This window comes from Nocardioides lacusdianchii (assembly GCF_020102855.1).
Lineage (GTDB): Bacteria > Actinomycetota > Actinomycetes > Propionibacteriales > Nocardioidaceae > Nocardioides > Nocardioides lacusdianchii.
In genome coordinates this window covers 1-19359 of sequence record NZ_JADHZD010000007.1, presented here as the reverse complement: position 1 = coordinate 19359, position 19359 = coordinate 1, and the positions used below count along the sequence as shown (strand labels likewise).

Below are 19359 nucleotides of genomic sequence, written 5' to 3'. Positions count from 1 at the left end.
CATGAGCACTGACACGGGGGGCACGGGGGACGACAGGGCGGCGGGGGCCGCCCTGGACCGGGAGGACGACGACGTCGTCCCCACCGGTCTCGAGCACGTACGCGCGCGCAGCGCCGAGCTGTTCACGCTGATGCGCGACACCGACGCCAGCGACGCCCGGCGCGCCGGCGCCCGCGACGACCTGGTGCACCTGCACCTGTCGCTCGTCGAGCACTGCGCGCGGCGCTTCCGCAACCGCGGCGAGCCCTTCGAGGACCTGGTGCAGGTCGGCACCATCGGCCTCATCAAGGCGGTGGACCGCTTCGAGACCGATCGCGGTGTGGAGTTCTCGACCTACGCCACCCCGACGGTCATAGGCGAGATCAAGCGCCACTTCCGTGACAAGGGCTGGGCCATCCGGGTGCCGCGTCGCCTCCAGGAGCTCCGCATGCAGATCGGCGGGGCCACGGGCGAGCTGACCCAGAAGCTCGGCCGCTCCCCCACCCCGCGTGAGCTGGCCGAGGTCATCGGCTGCTCGGTGGAGGAGATCATGGAGGGCATCGAGTCCTCCCACGCCTACGCCACCTTGTCGCTCGACGCCTCCGACGACAACGACGACGGCCCGCCGGCGATGCTCGCCACGCTCGGTGTCGAGGACGCCAACATCGAGCACGTCGAGATCCGGGAGTCGATCAAGCCACTTCTCGAGGGGCTCGGCGAGCGGGAGAAGCGCATCCTGCTGCTGCGCTTCTTCAAGAACATGACGCAGTCGCAGATCGCCGAGGAGATCGGCGTCTCGCAGATGCACGTCTCGCGCCTGCTGACCCGCACGCTGACCCAGCTGCGGACCTCGCTCGAGGCGGAGTGACGCGAGCCGGACCGACGCGGCTCAGGGTCGCGGCGCGAGGTCGTACGTCACCCAGTGCGTGGCCTGCGCGACCGAGTCGTAGAGCGATCGGGCGGTGCGGTTGTCCTCCGCGGTGATCCAGCGGACCACCGAGCGCCCGTCTGCCCCCGCCTCGCCCGCGAGGTGGTCGAGCAGGGCCCGCCCGGCGCCGGAGCCGCGGACGACGGGGTCCACGAACAGGTCGTCGAGGAAGGTCCCGACCGTGCCCGATGCCGGCCGGTGGAAGCGCCGGTGGTTCGCCAGGCCGACGACCAGGCCGTCGCGCACGGCCACGAGGCCCTGGACCTCGTTGTCGTCGTCGAGGAGCCAGGTCCAGACGCGGTCGACCACGTCGGCATCCGGGTCCAGCTCGTAGAAGGCCCGGTAGGCGGCGTAGAGGGTCTTCCACACACCTTCGTCGGCAGGCTCGACGGGCCGCACGCTCGTGGGGGCACTCACAGTCGTGCATCCTCCTCGAGGACCTCGGTCGTCGCGGGGTGGAGCAGGCCCACGATCACGAGCAGGGCGACGAGGGCGAGCGACAGCGGGAGCACCAGGCCCCCGACGTCGCGGAAGTTCCACGCGAGACCCAGCTGGATCAGCTGCGCCATCACGACTGGTCCGCGTGCCCAGCGGCGTACCTTCCACAGCGACCAGGCGCACCACGCGAGCCCGGCGGCCGCCAGGAGGAAGAACGCCGTGGTGGTCAGGCCCATGGTCAGCCGGATGACACGGAGGTTCGCCAGCTCCAGGACGCCGAGCGTGAGGAGCACGAACGCCTCCACCGCGACGAGCGAGGCGGCGACCACGAGCGGGGGCGGCGCGCTACTGTCTGGACCAGGGGGAATGTCAGAAGGTGTAACGGGCACGGCTCAACACTAGTTGTGACGGACACGACCAGCGTTGGGGGTTGTGTGAACGTTCAAAGGTTGCGAGTCTTGTCGCTGCGCTTCCGGCGCCCGGGCCCAGCTGAATGTCCGAGAACAGCACCTGCCTGTGACGAGAAAGAGGGATTCCCCTACCCATGGATTGGCGCAGTCGCTCTGCATGCCTCGACGAGGACCCCGAGCTGTTCTTCCCGATCGGCAACACCGGTCCCGCGATCCTCCAGATCGAGGAGGCGAAGCAGGTGTGCCGGCGCTGCGAGGTGCGCGAGCAGTGCCTTGCCTGGGCCCTCGAGGCCGGGCAGGACCACGGAGTGTGGGGTGGCCTCAGCGAGGACGAGCGTCGCGCGCTGAAGCGCCGCAACGCCCGCGCCCGCATCCGCACCGCCTGACCGCGGGCCTCCCGTCGAGCGGCCACCTGGGCTACTCGACGGGCAGGTCTGCCTTCACCCGCGCTCCACGGCTCCCGGGTCCGATCTCGAGCACACCACCGAGCTCGGACTCCACGAGCGTGCGCACGATCGAGAGGCCCAGCTGGGTCGAGGCGTCGAGGTCGAACGAGTCGGGTAGTCCCCGCCCGTCATCCTCGACGACCACGTGCAGGCGCCCGACGATGCGGCGCGCGGTGACCACCACGCGCCCCTCGGACCGCCCGGACTCCCCCGCGTAACCGTGCTCGACGGCGTTCTGCAGCAGCTCGGTCAGCACCATCGCCAGCGGCGTCGCCGCCTCGGAGGCGAGCTTGCCGAAGGATCCCTCGCGCACCACGCGTACGGGCACCTCGACGCCGCTCACGTCGACCACCATCGCGCCGAGCCGGTCGGCGATCTCGTCGAAGTCGACGGTCTCCTCGACGGCGTGGCTGAGCGTCTCGTGCACGATCGCGATCGACCCGACCCGGCGCACGGCCTCCTCGAGGGCCGCCTTGGCGTCCTCGGCCTGCGTACGCCGCGCCTGCAGGCGCAGCAGCGCGGCCACCGTCTGGAGGTTGTTCTTCACGCGGTGGTGGATCTCGCGGATCGTGACGTCCTTGGTGACGAGCTCGCGGTCGCGGCTGCGCAGCTCGGTGACGTCGCGGACCAGCAGCAGCGCACCGCTCCGGTCCCCCTGCGGGCGCAGCGGGATGCTCCGCACGATCAGGGTGACCTCGTCGGTCCCGACCTCGGTCGCGCGCCCGTCGCGCCCGCCCAGGACCGCGCTCAGCGTCTCCTCGTCGATCCGCTTGCGCGCGGGCACCAGGTCGCGGGTCAGGTCGGTGAGCACCAGCCCGGTCAGGTCGCCCTGGAGGCCGAGGCGACGGTAGGCCGAGAGCCCGTTGGGACTCGCGTAGACGACGCGTCCCGTCGGGTCGAGGCGGACGAACCCGTCCCCCACACGCGGTGAGTCGGCGTGGTCGCTGCGCTGCCCCGGCAGCGGGAAGTGGCCCGCGGCGATCATCTGGGTCAGGTCGGCCGCGGTCTGGAGGTAGCTCAGCTCGAGCCGGCTGGGCGTGCGTACGCCGAGCAGGTTGGTGTTGCGCGCGATCAGGGCGATCACCCGGCCCGCGCGGCGCACGGGGATGACCTCCACCCGCACGGGCACGTCGTCGCGCCACTCGGGATCCCCCTCGCGCACGAGGCGTCCGGTGCCCAGCGCCTCGTCCAGCATCCGGCGCCGGCCCGTGGGGATGAAGGTGCCGAGGACGTCGTCCACGAGCGCTGTCGGCCCGGTGGTGGGTCGCATCTGCCCCCCGGCCCAGTAGCCCTTGCCTTCCCGGTCCGGGAGCCACATCACGAGGTCGGCGAAGGACAGGTCGGCGAGGATCTGCCAGTCGGCCATCAGCAGCTGGAGCCAGGCGATGTCGTCCTCGACCAGGTCGGTGTGGGCGCGCACGAGCTCGTGGAGGGATGGCACCCGGCCACCCTAGGGCCAGCCCCGGACCGGGCTGGGGCGACGTCGGTGACTGCTGGCAGGATGGGCCGCATGTCGATCGGCTACTGGGACCAGGTGCAGGCGGCTGGTTTCGAGGTCCCCTCGGACCGCCCGCTCGGCGACCTGACCGCGGAGCTCACCACGATGCTCGGCTCCACGCAGCCGGAGGTGCGTGACGGCACGGCCTACCCCGCGCTGGCGACCTGGATCGACCGTGGCGTCTACGACGACCTGCTCGCCGGCCTCGGCGACGGCATGGTCACCGGGCTGTCGGTCGGCCTCGGGGAGCAGGGCACCGACACCGTCTTCCGGCGCAGCTTCAGCGCTCTGATCCTCGCCGAGTGCCTCGAGCGCGACACCGCCGAGCACCTGATGCCCGCGGCGAAGATCATGGACTGGGGCGACCGGATCGCGGTCTGGTTCCTCACCGAGGTCGACACCCGCGGCTTCGTGCCGGGCAAGGGGTGGGCGCATGCGATCGCCCACGGCGCGGACACGATCGGGGCCCTCGCCGAGTCGCCGCACCTCGCCGGCGACGAGCACGCGGTGCTGCTCGACATCCTCGCCGAGCGCCTGCTCCAGCAGCCCGCCGACCAGCCTCTCGAGTCCGGCGAGCCCGACCGGATGGCCCACGCAGCGATGCGGATCCTGCGACGCAACACGCTCGGCACCGACGTCCTCGAGCCCTGGGTGCACCGCATCGGCGCCGCGGCCAACGCGTTCGGCGGCCCGGTCGACCACGACCCGTTCGCCCGCACCCATGCGCCCCAGTCGTTCCTGCGCGCGCTCTTCATCCACCTGTCCCTGGCACCGGACGCGCCGCAGGTGCGCCCCGACCTGCTGCTCGTGCTGATCGAGGCGCTCCGGATGACCAACGCGCCCTTCTTGCGACCCAGCACGGACTGACCGCCAACCCGGCACCGACTAGCCTGCGGGGCATGAGCGAGCCCACCGACATCTCCGGCCACAGCGGCGAGCTGGCCGTCCACGTCGCCCGCGCCCACGGCGTCGAGACCATGTTCACCCTCTCGGGTGCCCACGTCTTCCCGATGTACGACGGCGCGGTGAAGACGCAGGCCGAGGGGCAGGGCCCGCCGATGCGCCTGCTGGACGTACGCCACGAGCAGACCGCCGCGTTCGCCGCAGAGGCCACCGGCAAGCTCACCCGCGTGCCCGGCCTGGCCGTCCTCACCGCAGGCCCCGGCGTCACCAACGGCATCAGCGCGATCGCGCAGGCCCAGTTCGCCGGCTCCCCGATGGTCGTCGTCGGCGGTCGCGCCCCGCAGAACCGCTGGGGCAGCGGCTCCCTCCAGGAGCTCGACCAGCCGCCGATCATCGCCCCGGTCGCGAAGGCCGCACGGACCCTGATGACAGCCGGCGAGGTGGCGGGCGGCATGGACGAGGCCTTCACCCTGGCCCGCTCCAGCCACCGCGGTCCCGTCTTCGTCGACGTGCCGATGGACGAGTTCTTCAACTCCTCGACCGGATCGACCGGCTCGGGCGAGGGCACGCGCATCGCGCCTGACCCCGACGCGGTGGAAAAGGTCGCGCGGCTGCTGGCCGCGGCCCGGCGCCCGGTCCTCATCCTCGGCACCGACGTGTGGGCCGACCACGCCGAGGTCGCCGCGCTCCGGCTCGTGGAGGACCTCGGCATCCCGACCCTGACCAACGGCATGGGTCGCGGCGTGATCCCCGGCGGGCACCGGTCCCTGGTCACCAAGGCCCGCGGCGCCGCCCTGTCCGGCGCCGACCTGGTCGTCGTCGTCGGCACGCCGCTCGACTTCCGCCTCGGCTACGGCGCCTTCGGCGGCCCGGACAAGAACCCGCAGGGCGAGTTCGCGAAGGTCGTGCACATCGCCGACTCCCCCGGCCAGGTCTCGGGCCACGCAGAGCTGGCCGCGTCGGTGTCCGGCGACCTCACGACCGTCCTCGAGGGCCTCCAGGCCGCGATCGAGCGCGGCGACAAGCCCGACTGGCAGGACTGGTCCGACCAGCTCGCCGACCAGGTCAAGGTCGCCGCGGCGCGCGACGCCGAGCTGCTCACCGCCGAGGCCGACCCGATCCACCCGGCCCGCATCTACGGGGAGCTGGTGCCGCGGCTGGCCGACGACTCGGTCGTCATCGGCGACGGCGGCGACTTCGTCTCCTTCGCCGGCAAGTACGTCGAGCCCAAGCGCCCCGGCGGCTGGCTCGACCCCGGCCCCTACGGCTGCCTCGGCGCCGGCCTGGGCGCCGCGATCGCCGCCCGGATCGCCCGCCCCTCGGCCCAGGTGACGCTGCTGCTCGGCGACGGTGCCGCCGGCTTCTCCCTCATGGACGTCGACACGCTGGTGCGCCACGACCTGCCGGTCGTGATGGTGATGGGCAACAACTCCGCCTGGGGGCTGGAGAAGGGCCCGATGCAGATGCTCTACGGCTACGACGTGATCGCCGACCTCGGCCAGCGCACGCCGTACGACGACGTGGTGAAGGCGCTCGGCGGTGCCGGCGAGACGGTCACCGACCCGAAGCAGATCGGGCCCGCGCTCGACCGGGCGTACGCCGCCGGTGTCCCCTACCTCGTCAACGTGATCACCGACGTCGAGGCGGCCTACCCGCGCAACACCTTCGGGATCTGAGCCGGCGGTCGTGGTGGAGGTGCGCCTCGCGCGACCCGAGGACCTCGAGGCGGTCGGCGAGCTGACCGTGCGCGCCTACGCGGCGTACACGCTCGGCCCGACGGATCCCTACGTGGCCCGGCTCCGCGACGCCGCGTCACGGGCGAGGGCTGCGGAGCTGTGGGTCGCGGTCGACGGTGACCGGTTGCTGGGCAGCGCGACCTGCTGCCCGCCGGGGTCGTCCTACCGCGAGGTGAGCCGTCCCGACGAGGGCGAGTTCCGGATGCTCGCCGTCGACCCCGACGCCCGCGGGACGGGTGCGGGCACGGCGCTCGCCGCCCACTGCGAGGAGCGGGCGCGGGAGCACGGAGCAGTCGGGATGGCACTGTCCTCGCTGGCCGTGATGACGGCCGCCCACCGGATCTACGAGCGCCTGGGCTACGCCCGCGATCCGTCGCGCGACTGGTCGCCCCTGCCCGGCGTCGACCTGCTGGCCTTCAGCAAGGTGTTCTGACTCAGCAGGACCGCGCCGTGTCCGGATCGGCGACGTCGTCGAAGCAGACGGTCCCCGTCGGGAACGCGGCCATCTGCTCGCGTGCCACCCACACCCACTGGAATGCCTGCCAGGTGTCGTCCGCACCCGGGACCACGGTGACGAGAGCGCCGTTCTGGGTCAGCCACGTCCGGACACCCTCGGCGCCGGGCGAGACATCGCCCACCGGCATCAGGCGCGACAGGAAGTCGCCGCTCTGCGCCAGCACCTGGACCACGCTGGGATCCGACGCGGAGGTCACCACGAGCGAGACGCCGTCGGAGGTGATCGCCGTGGGCTGCTGCCGGTTGACCAGCGGGTCGGGCACCCTGGTCGCGAGGTAGGAGCTCGGCATCCGGCCCGGGCCCGCCACGACCAGCGACGCCGGGTCGCCGGCGTCGATCCGCACGGAGAACGGGACGACCTCGTCGAACGTGGCCTCCTCCCCGACCCCGATGGTCTCGGTCGCCACGGGCGACACGACCGGCGGGTCGTCGACCTGCCCGGGGGCACAGTCGGTCAGGGACTCCGGACCCTTCACCCGGCACCCGGCCTCCCCCCCGTCGTCCCCGAGGACCCACCTCCAGGTGTCCACCACCGAGCGCTCGGGGCGGAACAGGTACATGTTGCCGCTGGCGAAGGCGTTGACGGACCTGCTGGACCAGACGTCGCCGTCCTCGATCCAGTAGTCGTGGACCCGGACCATCTCGTAGTGCTCGGTGCCCTCACCCGGCACCGGCACCTGGCCGCGCACCAGGAGGTTGGCGTCCTCGACGGCCACCTGGACGAGCAGGCCGTCGCGCAGGTCGAAGACCAGCGGGTAGCCGCCGCCACCGACCGCGGACAGGTCGTCGAAGTAGAGCACCAGCTCCTTGTCGCCGTCGTCGTCGGCGTCGACGGGGTCGAGGGCGGTCGTGCCGATCGTGGTGCCGAGCTCTGCGATGCCGTACGCCTGCTCCCCCGTCGTGCTCAGGGTGGTCTGGAGGCGGACCCGACCGTCGAAGTCCTCCGTCGGCTCGGCGAGGAACTCCACCCGCTCCTTCCTGCCGTCGCCGTCGAGGTCGAGGCGCGCCGGGGACGAGAGGTCGTCGGCCTTCCACTCCCGGCCCACGTCGGCGGGCAGCTCGAGCTGCGGCGCGTCCGGCTCCGGCGCGACCTCGTCAGAGCGCGTACGGCTCCCGACACCCTGGAACACCACGCCCAGGACGAGCAGGACCACCGCGGCCGCGGCGAGCAGGACCCACGGAGTGGACCACCGCGGACGCAGCGGGGTGACCGTGGCCAGCGGGGTCAGGTCCTCTCCCGTCACGAGGTCGGCCCGCGCCGCCAGCGCGGCGCGCAGGCGCGCCTCCAGGTCCGGGGCACCAGGTGTCGTGCTCATCGCTCCTCCTCCCCCGAGCTCGTCGTGACGGTGTCGTGCATGGCCTTCTCCAGTGCCACGAGCGCGCGGCTCGCGGTCGACTTCACGGTGCCGCGGCTGATGTCGAGAGTGCGGGCGATCTCCGCCTCGGACAGGTCCGACCAGTAGCGCAGGACCAGCACCTCCCGCTGGCGCGGGGCCAGGGTGTGCAGCGCGACGATGACCTCCCGGTGCTCCTCCGCCAGCACCGCGCTGTCCTCGGGCGTGGGTGGGGACAGGTCGTGGGGTGGCGAGTACGCCCGCGCCGTACGCCGTCGCCGCAGCGCGGACCGTGCGGTGTTGACCACTGCGACGCGCAGGTAGGCCAGCGCCTTCGACGGGTCCTTCACCGCGTCGGGACGCCGGGCGAGCGCCGCGAAGGCGTCCTGCACGACGTCCTCGGCGGAGGCGACGTCGTCGACCAGCAGCACCGCCAGCCGCACCAGGGCGAGCCGGTGCGCAGCGTAGAGCTCGGTGATGTCCACCGCCGGCTCCATCGCCACCCCCGATCTCGCCCCCGATCTCGCCCCTGGTCCTGCGGTCCCCGTGTCCATGTCTGGTAGACGTGTGGGTGGCACACAGGTTGCCTCACCGTGCCACCCATCTGTCGGAAGGTCCCCCATGTCCCGTCCCGAGACCGCCACCCTGACCTTCCTCGTGGGCGAGGACGACACCGCTGCGGCCGTCGGCAGCGGCTCGCTGCCGGTGCTCGGGACGCCGCGCCTCCTCGCGTGGCTCGAGGCGGCCACGTGCGCCGGGCTGGAGCCGCTGCTGCCCGAGGGATCGACGAGCGTCGGTACCCGGGTGCAGGTCGAGCACCTCGCCGCCAGCCCCGTCGGGGCCGAGGTCGAGGTCAGCGCCTCCAGCGCCTACGAGGACGGCCGCCTGCACCGCTTCACCGTCAGCGCGCGCGACACGACCAGCGGCAAGGTGCTCGCCGCCGGGGAGATCACGCGCGTGGTGGTCGACGCCGAGCGGTTCCTCGCCCGCCTGTAGCGTGCGTCAGGGCCGACCTGACTAGACCGCCCCGCACGTCCTCGCCCGGATGCATCGCGGGACGGCCGCTGGTCTGGCAGGCTCGCGCACGGCGCGCGGGGGCGCGCGTACGGAATGGGGCACACCAGCATGGATGATCGGCTGCGAGAGGCACTGGCGACACTGGGCCAGCGCATCGAGTTCGCGGAGTACGAGCGACACATCGCGCTCGAGGAGGTGCGCGCCATCGTGTCGCAGCACCACCTGGACCTGCACCTGCCGCACGTCGCGGAGCTCACCACGCTCACGCAGCCGGCACTCGGGGCGATGGTCCCCGACCAGCACGCCTAGCCCACCGCCCGAGCCTGGACGTGCAAAAGTCCCCGCCGCGGCGGGGACTTCTACGAGATGACGTGCAGGTGCGCGTCAGGCGTTGGGGCGCTTGCCGTGGTTCGCGCCCTTCTTCTTGCGCGCGCGGCGCTTGCGTCCGGTCTTGCCCATGGTGGTCCTCCTGGAATCGGTGCTCGAGTCAGTGTGTCAAAAACCCGGGGGTGCGGCGAATCGGGTGACCCCGGGGTCAGGCCCCGCCCTCGGTGATCTGGATGCTCACCTCGCGCAGCTGGAGGCGTACGCGGTCACGCAGCGACTCAGGCGCCGCCTCCGAGCAGGAGCGGGCGACGAGCTGCTTGACGGCCTTCTGGAGGTCGTGGCGCTCGAGGCAGGGCCCGCACTCGCGCAGGTGCATCTCGACGACGGCGCAGTCGGCCTGGTCGAGCTCGTTGTCGATGAAGTAGACGATGCGCTCGATGTAGTCGACGCAGTCGTCGTTGCCGTGCTCGTGGGTGCTCACGTGGCCTCCCCCTCGGTGTCGGCGCCGGGGACGGTGGATGCGGGAAGGAGGTCGTTGGCACGGACGTAGTCGGCCAGCATGTCGCGCAGCTGGCGTCGGCCACGGTGCAGGCGCGACATCACGGTGCCGATGGGCGTGTCCATGATCTCGGCGATCTCCTTGTAGGGGAAACCCTCCACGTCGGCGAGGTAGACCGCGAGGCGGAACTCCTCGGGCAGGCGCTGCAACGCGTCCTTGACCTCCGAGTCGGGCAGGTGCTCCAGCGCCTCCATCTCCGCGGACCGCAGGCCGGTCGAGGAGTGGGACTCCGCGCGGGCGAGCTGCCAGTCCTCGACGTCCTCGGACATCGACTGCTGCGGCTGGCGCTGCTTCTTGCGGTAGGAGTTGATGTAGGTGTTGGTGAGGATCCGGTAGAGCCAGGCCTTGAGGTTGGTGCCGGGCTTGAACTGGTGGAAGGCGCTGTAGGCCTTGGCGAACGTCTCCTGCACCAGGTCCTCGGCGTCGGCCGGGTTGCGGGTCATCCGCATGGCGGCGCCGTAGAGCTGGTCGAGGAACGGCAGGGCGTCGCGCTCGAAGCGGGCGGACCGCTCGTCGGAGGTCTCGTCCTCGACGGCGATCTCAGGGCCGGACGTGTCGTCCGTGAGTGATTCAGTCATCACGGTCCACGATAGCGCTGCGGGTCTCTCAAGGGTCAGTGACTGCACACTGTCCCCAACACCTCACCCCACCCGGGGATTCCCGACGACGTCACGCACCAGCCACTCCAGCGTCGACTCGACCACGATCCCCATCGCCTCGTCCTGGCTCACGCCGCCCCGCGCGGGCACCTTCAGCCCGTGGTCGGCGCCCGGCACGACGACCATGTCGACCCGCTCGAGGTCGCCGGGGAACTCCTCGGGACGCCCCATCGGGTCGCGCTCGCCCTGGATGAGCAGGGTGGGCAGGCCGGTGCCGCGCAGCTCGGGGAGCCGGGTGGGCTCGGTGCGGCCCGGCTGGTGCAGCGGGAACGACAGGGCCAGGCAGCCGGTGGCCCCCAGCGAACGGGCGGTGCGTGCAGCGGAGCGCGCGCCGGCCGAACGACCGCCGACCACGAGCGGCGTACGCACCCGCATCACGTCGGCCGCGCACGTCAGCGCCGCGTCGAGGGTCGGCGGCGCGGTCGCGACCTTGCGGCCCGCGACCCGCCACGGCTGCTCGAACAGCACGACCGAGACGCCCTGCGCCGGCAGCGCGTCGGCCAGCGCCCACAGGTCGCGCGACTCGATCCCGCCACCGGCACCGTGGCTGAGCAGCAGCGTGGCGATCGGCCTGGTGGCACGACGGGTGTGCAGCCGGCCCTCGCCGTGGGGGGTCGCGACGGAGCGGACGGTGGCCTTCTTCACTGCAGGGTCTCCTCGGCGGGCAGGGGCTCGACGAGCTCGGGGCCGTTGTTGCGCACGTTGCTGACGAGCGTGGGCACGGCGTACGCCTCGAGCCGGCCCGGCGCGGCCGGCACCAGGAGGGAGGTGTCGCCGGGGGTGGTCGGGTCGAGCCACTCGTGCCAGCGCTCACGCTCGACCATGAGCGGCATCCGGTCGTGGATGTGCCCGAGGGAGTCCTCGGCCTGGGTGGTCAGCACCGTGCAGGTCCAGCGGAAGCGGTCCGGGTCGTCCTCGGCACGGGTGGGGTCGCGCCAGATCTCGTAGAGCCCGGCCATCGCCAGGACCCCGCCGTCGCGCGGTCGGATGAAGAAGGGCTGCTTGACCGGCTTGCCCCGGGCGTTGGTCTGCGAGGTGGCGTACCACTCGAAGTAGCCGTCGGCCGGCAGCAGCGCACGCCGGCTCGCGAAGGCCTTGCGGTAGGCCGGCTTCTCCGCCACGGTCTCCATCCGCGCGTTGATCATCCGGTTGCCGATCGAGGGGTCCTTGGCCCACGACGGGACCAGGCCCCAGGTGAGCACGCGCAGCTGGCGCTGGGCCGGCTGGCCGGACTCGCGCGACGGGGGACGCTCGACGACGGCGTAGACCTCCTTGGTGGGGGCCACGTTGTAGTCGGGCGACAGGGGCGCGGCGATCCGGCTCTCGACGACCTCGAACTCCTCGACGAGGTCCTCGGAGCTGCGGGACGAGGCGTAGCGACCACACACGAGGCCCACCCTAGGGGAGCCCGACGACGGCGTCCGCTCAGCCGCGGGCCAGCTCGTCGAGCAGCATCCCCGCGCCGGCGTCCGTGGCGGGCAGCCCCTCGATCCACGCGCGGACGGCGGCGCCGCCCGACTCGGCCTGCGCGCCGTCGAGCAGGGTGCGCAGCACCCGCACCCGTCGTCCCAGCCGATCGTCACGGCGGGTGAGGATCGCGAAGCGGTGCATGCCCAGGCGGGCCACGGTCTCGTCGCGGACGAAGGCCGTGCGGGCGAGCTCACCGGCGCGGGCGAGGCGCATGGCGCGGGTGAAGTGGTCGCCCGGCTCCTCCGACGGGTCGTCGCCGAAGGGCAGCGCGCAGACGACGAGCGCGTGCGCCCCGACGACCCTGGCGGTCCCGTCCACCTCGTCCTGGGCGTCGCTGGCGGCCAGCCGGTAGAGCTCGGAGAGCCGGCTGCGCAGGTGGGCCTGGCTGGACAGGCCCGTCATCGGGTCCTCGCAGGAAAGCTGGTGGAGGTAGCCCAGGGTGGTCTCGCTCCACGCGGTGAGGAGCGCCGCCACGACGTCGTACGCCGGATCGGCACCCGTGAGCCGTCGCCACGTGCCGCGCAGCCCCTCGAGCGTCTCCTCCACCGATGCGCCGTCGCGGGCCAGGTCCTGGCCCGCGACGCTGCAGGCGAGCAGGACGTCCGATCCTGAGGTGAGCGCCTCCCCCACGGCCTCGAACCGGTGCGGCAACCCCGACCGCACATCAGGAGACTGCGAGCCGCTCACCCCAGGACCGGATGCCGCGAGTCGTCGCCCACGTGTGGCGAAGTTCTTCACGGCAGCTCCCTCCCGGATCCGGTCTTGCTCACTGGTGTGACGTCGCCCCTGCGGATCCATGACGCGGACTCGGGGGCGGAAAATCACGATTCAGCCATCGCTGCCCCGGGACGACCGCGGAGGTCTACAGTTCAAGGAGCCCTGACAGCCGGGTCAGGAGAGCTCCGGGAAGCGTCGATCCACATGAGCATTGCCACCAGCGTCGAAGCGCCGGGCGACGCCGAGCTGATCTCGGCGGTCCGCGGTGGGGACCTCGACGCCTACGGCACCCTCTTCGAGCGGCACGTCGACGCGGCCCGGCGCCTGGCCCGCCAGCTCGTACAGGCGGGCGACGCCGAGGACCTCGTCTCCGAGGCCTTCGTCAAGGTGCTCGGCGTGCTGCAGCGCGGCGGCGGTCCCGACGTCGCCTTCCGCGCCTACCTGCTCACCTCGGTGCGCCGCCTCCAGGTCGACCGGTTCCGTGCCGGCGCGAAGCTGCACACCACCGACGACATGGAGGCCTTCGACCCGGGGGTGCCGTTCCGCGACACCGCCGTCGAGGGCTTCGAGAGCGCCGCTGCCGCCCGCGCCTTCGCCTCGCTGCCCGAGCGGTGGCAGCTGGTGCTGTGGCACACCGAGGTCGAGGGCGACAAGCCTGCCGACATCGCGCCGCTGCTCGGCATGAGCGCCAACTCGGTGTCGGCGCTGGCCTACCGCGCCCGCGAGGGGCTCCGCCAGGCCTTCCTCACCCAGCACGTCGGCGAGCTCGAGCAGGACCAGTGCCGCTGGACGCACGGCCAGCTCGGGGCCTACGTCCGCGACGCCATCTCGCGCCGCGACGCCGCCCGGGTGCAGGGGCACCTCGAGGAGTGCCGCTCCTGCATGGCGATCTACCTCGAGCTCACCGAGGTCAACAGCAACCTCGGCGGCCTGCTCGCCCCCCTGCTCCTGGGCGGCGTGGCCACCGCCTACCTCGGCGGCGCCGCCGCGACCGGCGCGATGCCGTTCGGGATCGGCCTGCTGGCCGGGCGGGTCCGCGACCTCGTCGTCGGCAACGCCGGCGTCGCCGCCGTGGCGGGCGTGGCCGCCAGCACCGTGGTCGTGGCCGGCGGCATCGCGCTCGGCATCGGCGGCCCCGACCGGGCGCCCGGCGAGCCCGCGGCGCTGCGCGCGCCGACGTCGGCCTCGTCGACGACCGACCCCTCCGTGGCCGCCCCCGGCGGTGGCTCGCCGCGGAGCTCGGCCACCGGCTCGGACGCCGGCCCGGACACTGTGGTCATCGCGCCCGGCGAGGAGGTGGTGGTGCCCGGCACGACCACCCCGGTCGACCCGACGACGAACCCGCTCACGGATCCGACGACCGACCCGACCGGCGATCCCACGACCGACCCGACCGGGGACCCCACGACCGACCCCACGGGCACCCCCTCGACCTCCCCCACGACCGTGCCGACCTCGCAGCCGACGCCCACGTCGAGCCCGAGCGCCAGCCCCACCTCCAACCCCACGTCGAACCCGACGTCGAACCCGACCTCGAACCCCACGTCCAACCCCACGTCCAACCCGACGTCCAGCCCCACCTCCAGCCCCACCTCCAGCCCGACGGGCCAGCCGACGAGCAGCCCGACGCCCACCCCGACCCCGACGACCACCCCGACCCCGCCGCCCCCGGCGGCCGACGTCTCCCTCGGCGGCACGGCGTCGGGGTCGCGACCGACGTACGACGTGGTGCTGCGCGTCGCTGCCCTCGCGGCCGGCTCCAGCGCCGTCCTCACGGTCGAGGCGGCAGGCGCCGAGGTGGTGCGCACCGACGACGGACGGTGCACCACCAACCGGGCCCGCGCCAGCTGCCAGATCTCGGGCGCGAACCTGGCCCCCGTCTCCTTCGAGGTCGTCGCACCGCAGGGCGCGCAGGTCGTGGCCTCCCTGTCCACGGCGCAGCCGGACCCCGACACGTCCGACAACACCTGGCGCGCCGTCCTCGACTGAGGACACGTCCACCGGACGCATCCCTGCGGGCGGGGCGCACCTTCGGCGCATCGTGTAGACAAGGGCCATGACGATCACCCGGTTGCTCGCCCGTCCGATGCTCGCCACGATCTTCGTCGCCGGTGGCATCAACGCCATCCGCAACACCGAGGCCCACGCCGTCAAGGCGAAGAAGGTCACCGACCGGGTCGTGCCGAAGGTCCAGCAGGCCGCGCCCGGGGCGCCGATCCCCACCGACCCGCAGACCCTGGTCCGGATCAACGCCGGCGCGCAGATCCTCGCCGCCGCCGCCCTCGCGACCGGACGTGCGCCCCGCCTGAGCGCCACCGTGCTCGCCGCGTCGCTCGTGCCCACGACGCTCGCCGGACACCCCTTCTGGGAGGAGTCCGACCCGCAGGCCAAGGCCGCCCAGCGGCTCCAGTTCATGAAGAACACCTCGATCCTTGGTGGCCTGCTCCTCGCCGGCGTCGACACCGACGGCCGCCCGGGGCTCGCCTGGCGCGCGCGTCGCGCCGCCGCCGACGTGCGTCGCGAGGCCAAGCAGGTGGCCAAGGACGCCCGCCGCGAGGCGAAGCTCGCCAAGGCACAGCTCACCTGATCGATAGGGTGCGCGGGTGAGTGAGCTCTGGCCGGCACCCCGTCCCCTCGACCCCGTGGACCGGGTCGTGTCGTTGCCGGGCAGCAAGTCGTTGACCAACCGCGCGCTGGTGCTCGCCGCGATCGCGGACGGCCCGAGCGTCGTACGCCGTCCGCTGCGCTCGCGCGACACGCTGCTGATGGCTGCCGCGCTCACCTCGCTCGGCACCCGCATCGACGACACCGACGGGCCGGGAGCCGGCGACTGGGCGGTCACCCCGCAGGCGTGGGACCGCGACGCCGACGTCGACTGCGGGCTCGCCGGCACCGTCATGCGTTTCGTCCCGCCGGTGGCGGGCCTCGCACGCGGGACGGTGGGCTTCGACGGCGATCCCCACATGCGCCTGCGGCCGGTCGGGCAGATGCTGTCGGCGCTGACGGCGCTCGGGGTCCACGTCGACGACGACGGCCGCGGCGCCCTCCCCTTCGCCGTGCGCGGCAGCGGAACGGTGGCCGGCGGCACCGTGACCATCGACGCCAGCGCCTCGTCGCAGTTCGTCTCGGCGCTGCTGCTCGCCGGCGCCCGCTACGAGCACGGGGTCGACGTACGCCACGTGGGCAAGCCGGTGCCCTCGCTCCCCCACATCGAGATGACCGTGCAGATGCTGCGCCAGCACGGCGTCGAGGTGGACGACCACGACGCCAACCGGTGGGCGGTCGCCCCCGGACCGCTCGCCGCCGTCGACCACGCCATCGAGCCCGACCTGTCCAACGCCGCACCGTTCCTCGCCCTCGGCGCCGCTACGGGCGGTCGCGTGACGGTCACCGACTGGCCGGCCACCACCACCCAGCCCGGCGACGAGCTGCGCGAGATCCTCTCGCTGATGGGCTGCGAGGTCAGCCTCGCCGAGGGCGACCTGACCGTGCAGGGTCCGGCGCGCCTCTCGGGCGTCGACCTCGACCTGCACGACGTGGGCGAGCTGACGCCGGCGATCGCCGCACTCTGCGCGCTGGCCGACTCCCCCTCCCACCTGCGCGGGGTGGCGCACATCCGCGGCCACGAGACCGACCGGATCACGGCGCTCGCCACCGAGCTCGGACGCCTCGGCGCCGACGTCACCGAGCGCGAGGACGGCCTGTCGATCCGGCCCTCGTCGCTGCACGGCGGGACGTTCCACACCTACGCCGACCACCGCATGGCCCACGCCGGGGTCATCCTCGGCCTGGCCGTCGACGGCGTGCTGGTGGAGGACATCGCCACCACGTCCAAGACGTTCCCCGACTTCGCGACCGCGTGGAGCACCGCCGTGCGGGGCGGGACCGCGTGACCACCGGCCGCTACGGCGAGCACGACCACGAGCACTACGAGCGCCCCCGGCGCCGCACCCGACCGCGCACCAAGGACCGGCCGAGCTACGACGACGCGGTCGACGCCCGCGTCGTCACGGTCGACCGCGGACGCTTCACGCTCCTGCTCGACGGGCACCGCGTGATGGCGATGAAGTCGCGCCCGCTGGGACGCAAGGGCGTCGTGGTCGGCGACCACGTGCGGGTCGTCGGCGACACCAGCGGGGTCGACGGCTCGCTGGCCCGGATCGTGGAGGTGGTCCCGCGCACCACCACCCTGCGACGCACCGCCGACGACGACGACCCCGTGGAGCGGGTGATCGTCTCCAACGCCGACCAGCTCGTCGTGGTCACCGCGCTCGCTGACCCCGAGCCGCGCCCGCGCCTGATCGACCGGGCCCTCGTGGCGGCGTACGACGCCGGGATGGCGCCCCTGCTGTGCCTGACCAAGGCCGACCTGGCCGACCCCGAGGTGCTGCTGTCGACCTACCGCTCCCTCGGCGTGCCGTGGGTGGTGACCCAGCTCAGGGGCGAGGGCGCCGGCGACCTCACCGAGCTGCGTGACCGGTTGCGGGGACGCACCAGCGTGCTGGTCGGGCACAGCGGCGTGGGCAAGTCCACGCTCGTCAACGCGCTCGTGCCCGACGCCCACCGCGAGGTCGGGATCGTCAACGCGGTGACCGGCCGCGGCCGGCACACCTCCACCAGCGCCTACCTGCTCGAGCTGCCCGACGCCGAGGGCTGGATCATCGACACCCCCGGCATCCGTTCCTTCGGCCTCGCGCACGTGCAGCCGGAGAACCTCATCGAGGCCTTCCCCGACCTCGACGAGATGACAGAGACCTGCCCGCGCGGCTGCTCCCACGGCACCGGCGAGCCCGAGTGCGGGCTCGACGAGGCGGTCACCGCCGGCGAGGCGGACCCCGACCGGGTCGAGTCGTTCCGGCGGCTGCTCGCCGCCCGCGAGGCCTCCAGCGACTGGTAGTCCTGCGGTCAGCCCCAGACGGCCTGCGCGCCGGAGTCACCTGCGAGGTAGACGGTGACGAGCAGCGCGACCGCGCCGACCGCAAGCAACGCCATGACCGGGACGCCGAGGCGCGTCTCGCGCGCCCCGCGGCCCGAGGCCAGCGCGGAGACCCCGCCGAGCGCCCACGCGGCGAGGCCGGAGACCAGGACGTAGGCCAGCGACACGGTGCGCAGCAGCTCGCCGGCCTCCTCGTGCTCCTCCACGATCGGGGCGAGCTCGGGGCGCGAGGCCAGCAGGTCCTCGCCCGCAGCGACGGCGAGCAGGGAGGTGGCGGCGGTGACCACCGCGAGCACGACGAGGGGCCACCGCAGCAGCCAGCGCCACTTCGGAACGAACGCGTAGGCGAGGCCGGTCAGCGCCGCCAGCGGGCCCAGGACGACGACGGCGTGGACGACGAGCGGGTGCAGCGGCACACCGTTGAGTTCCATGCGTGCAGGGTAGGACCCGATGCTGGGAATAGCCTGTGAACATGCCCATCACCGGCCCCGGCTCAACTGACTACACCGACGACCTGCGTCTGGCGCACGTCCTCGCCGACGACGCGGACTCCATCACCCAGGCACGCTTCAAGTCGCTCGACCTGCACGTGATGAGCAAGCCCGACCTCACACCGGTCACCGACGCCGACAAGGCCGTCGAGGAGGGCATCCGCCGCACCCTGTCGCGGGTGCGCTCGCGCGACGCCGTCGTCGGCGAGGAGCAGGGCACCACCGGCCACAGCCAGCGCCGCTGGATCGTCGACCCGATCGACGGCACCAAGAACTTCGTGCGCGGGGTCCCCGTCTGGGCCACGCTCATCGCGCTCGCGGTCGACGACGAGGTCGTGCTCGGCGTGGTGTCCGCACCGCAGCTGCAGCGCCGGTGGTGGGCCTCGGTCGGCAACGGCGCCTGGACGGGCCGGTCCCTGCTTAAGGCGACGAAGTGCGAGGTCTCCGACGTACGCCGCCTCGAGGACGCCTCGCTCAGCTACTCCTCGCTGGGGGGCTGGGACGAGCGCGACCGGCTCGACGACTTCGTGTCGCTGTCGCGGCGCTGCTGGCGTACGCGCGCCTACGGCGACTTCTGGTCCTACATGCTGCTCGCCGAGGGCGCCGTGGACATCGCGGCCGAGCCCGAGCTCGAGCTCTACGACATGGCGGCGCTCGACGTCATCGTGCGCGAGGCGGGCGGCCGCTTCACCTCGCTCGACGGCACCGACGGCCCGTGGGGCGGCAACGCGCTCGCCTCCAACGGCCACCTCCACGACGCCGCGCTGTCCTTCCTGGGCTCGCTCGACGACGACGGCTCCGACCCCGACGTCCCGCGCCGCGGCCCCGGCTCGGTGAGCAACCTGCGCGACCGGCAGGCCCCGCCCGTCCTCGACTGATATGTAGGGCGCGCCTGTCAAGGGCAGGGTGAGGCGCCGTCGGGCCTGGGTGGCCTGACGGCGCCTCGCTTGGTCTGGATCTGGTCGTCTGCGCAGCGTGTCTTCGCGACGCGCGGT

24 protein-coding genes are annotated in these 19359 nt (G+C 72.9%); 12 read left to right on the top strand and 12 right to left on the bottom strand.

The window, feature by feature from the left end; translation table 11 throughout:
• Nucleotide 1 precedes the first annotated feature (1 nt).
• Entirely contained in the window at nt 2-847 is an 846-nt protein-coding gene (locus IRX98_RS11555) for an RNA polymerase sigma factor SigF (protein ID WP_224276869.1), read from the top strand.
• 21 nt (nt 848-868) lie between these two features.
• Here IRX98_RS11555 and IRX98_RS11550 read toward each other — a convergent pair whose 3' ends face one another.
• Both IRX98_RS11550 and IRX98_RS11545 read right to left on the bottom strand, forming a co-directional pair.
• Nucleotides 869-1324 carry a GNAT family N-acetyltransferase gene (locus IRX98_RS11550; protein WP_224276868.1) on the bottom strand — a complete coding sequence of 152 codons (456 nt, stop codon included), beginning with the start codon at nt 1322-1324 and terminating at the stop codon, nt 869-871.
• Nucleotides 1321-1674, bottom strand: coding sequence for a hypothetical protein (locus tag IRX98_RS11545; protein ID WP_224276867.1), 354 nt, complete (start codon nt 1672-1674; stop codon nt 1321-1323). The genes IRX98_RS11550 and IRX98_RS11545 overlap by 4 nt, the downstream gene beginning before the upstream one ends.
• 215 nt (nt 1675-1889) lie before the next feature.
• Here IRX98_RS11545 and IRX98_RS11540 point away from each other — a divergent pair, with 215 nt between their 5' ends.
• The gene (locus tag IRX98_RS11540) at nt 1890-2141 is read left to right on the top strand and encodes a WhiB family transcriptional regulator (protein WP_056601527.1); all 252 of its coding nucleotides are present in this window, start codon (nt 1890-1892) and stop codon (nt 2139-2141) included.
• 31 nt (nt 2142-2172) lie between these two features.
• Here the strand turns inward: IRX98_RS11540 and IRX98_RS11535 are convergent, their stop codons facing one another.
• Nucleotides 2173-3642, bottom strand: a complete 1470-nt coding sequence (locus IRX98_RS11535) for a sensor histidine kinase (RefSeq protein WP_224276866.1) — start codon at nt 3640-3642, stop codon at nt 2173-2175.
• A gap of 69 nt (nt 3643-3711) precedes the next feature.
• Between IRX98_RS11535 and IRX98_RS11530 the strand changes: the two genes are divergently transcribed.
• Genes IRX98_RS11530 through IRX98_RS11520 form a run of 3 tightly spaced genes read left to right on the top strand, consistent with a single transcriptional unit; the run spans nt 3712 to nt 6771 of the window.
• Nucleotides 3712-4566 (top strand): DUF2785 domain-containing protein, encoded by an 855-nt coding sequence (locus IRX98_RS11530; RefSeq protein ID WP_224276865.1) that lies wholly within the window; start codon nt 3712-3714, stop codon nt 4564-4566.
• Between the two features lie 32 nt (nt 4567-4598).
• Nucleotides 4599-6278, top strand: a complete 1680-nt coding sequence (locus IRX98_RS11525; RefSeq protein ID WP_224276864.1) for an acetolactate synthase — start codon at nt 4599-4601, stop codon at nt 6276-6278.
• Between the two features lie 10 nt (nt 6279-6288).
• Nucleotides 6289-6771 carry a GNAT family N-acetyltransferase gene (locus tag IRX98_RS11520; RefSeq protein WP_224276863.1) on the top strand — a complete coding sequence of 161 codons (483 nt, stop codon included), beginning with the start codon at nt 6289-6291 and terminating at the stop codon, nt 6769-6771.
• Between the two features lies 1 nt (nt 6772).
• Here IRX98_RS11520 and IRX98_RS11515 read toward each other — a convergent pair whose 3' ends face one another.
• The gene (locus IRX98_RS11515; RefSeq protein WP_224276861.1) at nt 6773-8170 is read right to left on the bottom strand and encodes a hypothetical protein; all 1398 of its coding nucleotides are present in this window, start codon (nt 8168-8170) and stop codon (nt 6773-6775) included.
• Nucleotides 8167-8673: a SigE family RNA polymerase sigma factor gene (locus tag IRX98_RS11510; RefSeq protein WP_224276859.1), complete on the bottom strand. Its 507-nt coding sequence runs from the start codon at nt 8671-8673 to the stop codon at nt 8167-8169. The genes IRX98_RS11515 and IRX98_RS11510 overlap by 4 nt, the downstream gene beginning before the upstream one ends.
• A 136-nt stretch (nt 8674-8809) precedes the next feature.
• Between IRX98_RS11510 and IRX98_RS11505 the strand changes: the two genes are divergently transcribed.
• On the top strand, nt 8810-9184 hold the full coding sequence (locus IRX98_RS11505; RefSeq protein ID WP_224276857.1) for a thioesterase family protein: 375 nt from the start codon (nt 8810-8812) through the stop codon (nt 9182-9184).
• A 129-nt stretch (nt 9185-9313) separates the two neighbouring features.
• On the top strand, nt 9314-9514 hold the full coding sequence (locus IRX98_RS11500) for a hypothetical protein (protein ID WP_224276855.1): 201 nt from the start codon (nt 9314-9316) through the stop codon (nt 9512-9514).
• A 75-nt stretch (nt 9515-9589) separates the two neighbouring features.
• Here IRX98_RS11500 and IRX98_RS23760 read toward each other — a convergent pair whose 3' ends face one another.
• From IRX98_RS23760 to IRX98_RS11475, 6 genes are all read right to left on the bottom strand, one after another.
• Nucleotides 9590-9664, bottom strand: a complete 75-nt coding sequence (locus IRX98_RS23760; RefSeq protein ID WP_369759046.1) for a 50S ribosomal protein bL37 — start codon at nt 9662-9664, stop codon at nt 9590-9592.
• 76 nt (nt 9665-9740) lie between these two features.
• Nucleotides 9741-10013, bottom strand: coding sequence for a mycothiol system anti-sigma-R factor (gene rsrA / locus IRX98_RS11495; protein WP_056601554.1), 273 nt, complete (start codon nt 10011-10013; stop codon nt 9741-9743).
• A complete protein-coding gene (locus IRX98_RS11490; protein ID WP_224276853.1) occupies nt 10010-10669 on the bottom strand; it encodes a sigma-70 family RNA polymerase sigma factor in 660 nt (219 codons plus the stop codon). The genes rsrA and IRX98_RS11490 overlap by 4 nt, the downstream gene beginning before the upstream one ends.
• A gap of 63 nt (nt 10670-10732) precedes the next feature.
• A complete protein-coding gene (locus IRX98_RS11485; RefSeq protein WP_224276851.1) occupies nt 10733-11395 on the bottom strand; it encodes an alpha/beta hydrolase family protein in 663 nt (220 codons plus the stop codon).
• Nucleotides 11392-12138 (bottom strand): SOS response-associated peptidase, encoded by a 747-nt coding sequence (locus IRX98_RS11480; RefSeq protein WP_224276849.1) that lies wholly within the window; start codon nt 12136-12138, stop codon nt 11392-11394. Before IRX98_RS11480 ends, IRX98_RS11485 begins: the two co-directional genes overlap by 4 nt.
• A gap of 37 nt (nt 12139-12175) precedes the next feature.
• On the bottom strand, nt 12176-12883 hold the full coding sequence (locus tag IRX98_RS11475) for a hypothetical protein (RefSeq protein ID WP_224276847.1): 708 nt from the start codon (nt 12881-12883) through the stop codon (nt 12176-12178).
• A gap of 258 nt (nt 12884-13141) precedes the next feature.
• Here IRX98_RS11475 and IRX98_RS11470 point away from each other — a divergent pair, with 258 nt between their 5' ends.
• The 4 genes from IRX98_RS11470 to rsgA all read left to right on the top strand — a co-directional run bounded on the left by IRX98_RS11470 (nt 13142) and on the right by rsgA (nt 17834).
• Nucleotides 13142-14926, top strand: a complete 1785-nt coding sequence (locus tag IRX98_RS11470) for a sigma-70 family RNA polymerase sigma factor (RefSeq protein ID WP_224276845.1) — start codon at nt 13142-13144, stop codon at nt 14924-14926.
• A gap of 67 nt (nt 14927-14993) precedes the next feature.
• On the top strand, nt 14994-15524 hold the full coding sequence (locus IRX98_RS11465; RefSeq protein ID WP_224276843.1) for a DoxX family membrane protein: 531 nt from the start codon (nt 14994-14996) through the stop codon (nt 15522-15524).
• Nucleotides 15525-15540: 16 nt separating this feature from the next.
• The gene (gene aroA / locus IRX98_RS11460; protein ID WP_224276841.1) at nt 15541-16830 is read left to right on the top strand and encodes a 3-phosphoshikimate 1-carboxyvinyltransferase; all 1290 of its coding nucleotides are present in this window, start codon (nt 15541-15543) and stop codon (nt 16828-16830) included.
• On the top strand, nt 16827-17834 hold the full coding sequence (gene rsgA / locus IRX98_RS11455) for a ribosome small subunit-dependent GTPase A (RefSeq protein ID WP_224276838.1): 1008 nt from the start codon (nt 16827-16829) through the stop codon (nt 17832-17834). Before aroA ends, rsgA begins: the two co-directional genes overlap by 4 nt.
• Before the next feature lie 8 nt (nt 17835-17842).
• Here rsgA and IRX98_RS11450 read toward each other — a convergent pair whose 3' ends face one another.
• The gene (locus IRX98_RS11450) at nt 17843-18304 is read right to left on the bottom strand and encodes a DUF2231 domain-containing protein (RefSeq protein ID WP_224276836.1); all 462 of its coding nucleotides are present in this window, start codon (nt 18302-18304) and stop codon (nt 17843-17845) included.
• A gap of 41 nt (nt 18305-18345) precedes the next feature.
• On the opposite strand from IRX98_RS11450, the gene IRX98_RS11445 reads away from it, so the two are divergent.
• Nucleotides 18346-19242, top strand: coding sequence for an inositol monophosphatase family protein (locus IRX98_RS11445; protein ID WP_224276835.1), 897 nt, complete (start codon nt 18346-18348; stop codon nt 19240-19242).
• The last annotated feature ends 117 nt before the right edge of the window (nt 19243-19359 follow it).